This is a genomic window from Methyloceanibacter marginalis, from assembly GCF_001723295.1.
GTDB classification, from domain to species: Bacteria; Pseudomonadota; Alphaproteobacteria; order Rhizobiales; family Methyloligellaceae; genus Methyloceanibacter; species Methyloceanibacter marginalis.
In genome coordinates this window covers 1-2,637 of record NZ_LPWD01000388.1, presented here as the reverse complement: position 1 = coordinate 2,637, position 2,637 = coordinate 1, and the positions used below count along the sequence as shown (strand labels likewise).

3 protein-coding genes are annotated in these 2,637 nt (G+C 67.5%); all 3 read left to right on the top strand.

The features are described from left to right. A partial coding sequence (locus tag AUC71_RS13330; protein WP_280139318.1) for an imelysin family protein occupies positions 1-346 on the top strand: 346 nt, incomplete at its 5' end. 17 nt (positions 347-363) lie between these two features. Further along, positions 364-1,461 carry a DUF1513 domain-containing protein gene (locus tag AUC71_RS13325; protein WP_158007853.1) on the top strand — a complete coding sequence of 366 codons (1,098 nt, stop codon included), beginning with the start codon at positions 364-366 and terminating at the stop codon, positions 1,459-1,461. Positions 1,462-1,688: 227 nt separating this feature from the next. Beyond that, entirely contained in the window at positions 1,689-2,594 is a 906-nt protein-coding gene (locus tag AUC71_RS13320) for an AsmA family protein (protein WP_069624642.1), read from the top strand. Positions 2,595-2,637 lie beyond the last annotated feature (43 nt).

The following is a 2,637-nucleotide window of genomic DNA, read 5'->3' as shown; positions in this document are numbered from 1 at the left end:
GGCGCGCCCGCGCCTTGCCGCCTTCTGGCGCAGCGGTCTCAGCTTTCCCAACATGGCCGGCAACCTCAAAGGCGTGCGGGAGCTGTTTGTCGGGAGCGGCTTCGCCGCCATCGTCGCCGGCGAGTCTCCCGGCGTCGAGGATTCGATCCTGTTCGACCTCGATCGCGTCATTCGAATTCTCGAAGCGGAGAACACTCCCATCGCCGAGGCGGTCCAGGAACCGGCGCAGCGTAACAAGCTGGAGGCCTTGCGCGTGGCCCTGAAGAGCGCGCGCGACACGGCGTCGAGTCTCATCGCGCAAGGCGCCGGCCTCAGCTTCGGTTTCAACGCCATGGATGGAGATTGAGATCGATGGAGACTGATATGCAGCTCGACAGGCGCACGCTTCTCGTAAGTCTCGCCGGCGCCACGGCGGCGCTGAGCGTCCCCCAATCCGTTGCCGCGGCCTTTGCGCCGGAGCGCTTCGCCGCCGCGCGCAAGGATGATCGCGGTACCTACTCGGCGGCGCTTTTCGATTTGGAGCGCGGCGATCTGCGCTCCGTGGAGTTGCCGAGCCGCGGCCACGACATCGCGCTCCGGCCGGGCGGCAAGGAATGGGTGGCGTTCGCGCGCCGTCCCGGCCGCTTCGGCGTCGCCGTGCCCATGGACGGGCGCGAGCCCGTCTGGTTCTCGTCGAAGCCCGACCGCCATTTCTTCGGCCATGGCGTGTTCTCCGCCGACGGGCGGCTGCTCTACACCACGGAAAACGATTACGGGCGGGGCCGGGGGGTCATCGGGGTTCGCGACGCGAGCGCGGGCTACAAGCAGATAGGCGAGCATGCCGGCTATGGGGTCGGGCCGCACGACCTTGCACTCCTTTCGGACGGGCGTACCGCCGTGGTCGCCAATGGCGGTATCCTCACCCATCCCGACCGCAAGCGCGAGGAGCTCAACCTCGCCGACATGCAGCCTTCGCTCGTCTATGTGGACATCGAGTCGGGCGATCTCGTCGAGGAGCGGCGGCTCGCGCCCGAGCTTCACCAGTTGTCGATCCGCCATCTCACCGTCGCGCAGAACGACACGGTCGTGTTCGGCTGCCAGTATCGCGGGCCGGAACGGGATCTGCCGCCCTTGATCGGGTTCCACCGCCGGGGCGAGGAGCTTGTCGTCCTGCCGACCCCGGATACGACCCAAGCGGCGCTCAACAATTACATCGGGTCGGTCACGGCCGACGCCAGCGGCGCCATCGTTGCCGCCTCCGCTCCGAAGGGCGGCCTTATCACCTATTGGGACGTCACCGCCCGGCGCTCTTTGGGTACCTGTGCGCTCGGAGACGGCTGCGGGCTCGCGCCGACCCACCGGAGCGCAAGCTTCCTCTTGACCAGCGGCGACGGCTCGCTCGCCACTGGCGGCGCCGACGGCATCGTGGCGCGCACGTCCTCGCGCTACCATTGGGACAATCACGCCATCCTGGTGCGCTAGCGGCGGGGCACAGGCCGCGAACGCGTGACGGACGCGCGTCACACGGGCTTCCTATTCTTACCGCAATTGTCGGGCTAATTCGCGGCTCGTCCGGAACCTCCATGCACAGCCAACACTCTCAAAAACCGCAACTACCCGCGCGAGTGCCGCAAGAGCCGTCGCCCCCGCCACACCTGGCTCTTGGGAGCGCCTCCCGCCGGCTTGCGGGTTGGTGGCGCAGCGAATGGATGCGCGGCCCCTGGGGCAAGACGCTCAAGATCGGCGGCGCGGCCGTGGGCGTGCTCCTGGTGCTGCTCGCCGCCGTCAATCTGGTCCTCTCCGCCGACTGGGTGGAGGCGCGGGTCGCCGCCCGCATCAAGGAGCAGACCGGCCGCGATCTCACGGTGAACGGCTCGACGATCCTCTTGTTCACGCCCGGGCCGCACATCGTCATCTCCGACGCCAAGATTGTCGACCCGGAGGCGCAAGCCGGCACCGCCGATCTCTCCATCGCTAAGCTCAAGGTCGATCTCGCTTTCAGCGATCTGTTCAGCCGGCGGATCGATGCCGAGCGCATCGTTCTGGAGCGCCCTGTGCTCACCGTCCGCCTTGGCGAGGAGGCGCAGCGATGGGGCGATGCGGAAAAGCCGCTCAAGAAGATCCGGTTTGCCAAGGCCCAGATGAACGGCGACGGCGATAAGCGGCGTCGCGATCTGGTCCTCAAGGACGTGCGCATCGAGGACGGCACGGTCGTCATCGTCTATGACGGCGACGACGCCGAAGAGAAGCGCATCGAGCACATCGACACGCAGTTGAGCCTGCCGGCTGTGGGCGCCCCCTTGATCGGCGGCGGCACGCTTGAGTGGAAAGACCAGACGGTCCAGTTCAGCTTCGAGGTCACCACGCCCGCCGATCTGAGAGCGCAACGGCCGGCCGAGATTCAGCTGGCGCTCGACACGAAAGCGATCGCCGCGCGTTTCGACGGCACGCTCGCCACCGCGCCGCATCTCACAGGCCAAGGCCGGCTTTCGGCCAAGGCGGCCTCCATTCCCTCGGTGCTGGCCTGGATGCGCGAAACCCCGGCTGTCTCGAGCGCATCGGAGACGGCGAGCTGGCAAGCGACGTATCCTGGACCGAGGGCGAGATCACCTTGAGCAACGCCCGTTTCGCGCTCGAACATGCAAGCGGCCAAGGCGA

Bases quoted from the DNA above. Each gene is read 5' to 3' on its own strand.
- AUC71_RS13320 (WP_069624642.1), top strand. From the start codon at position 1,689: ATGCGCGGCCCCTGGGGCAAGACGCTCAAGATCGGCGGCGCGGCCGTG.
- AUC71_RS13325 (WP_158007853.1), top strand. From the start codon at position 364: ATGCAGCTCGACAGGCGCACGCTTCTCGTAAGTCTCGCCGGCGCCACG.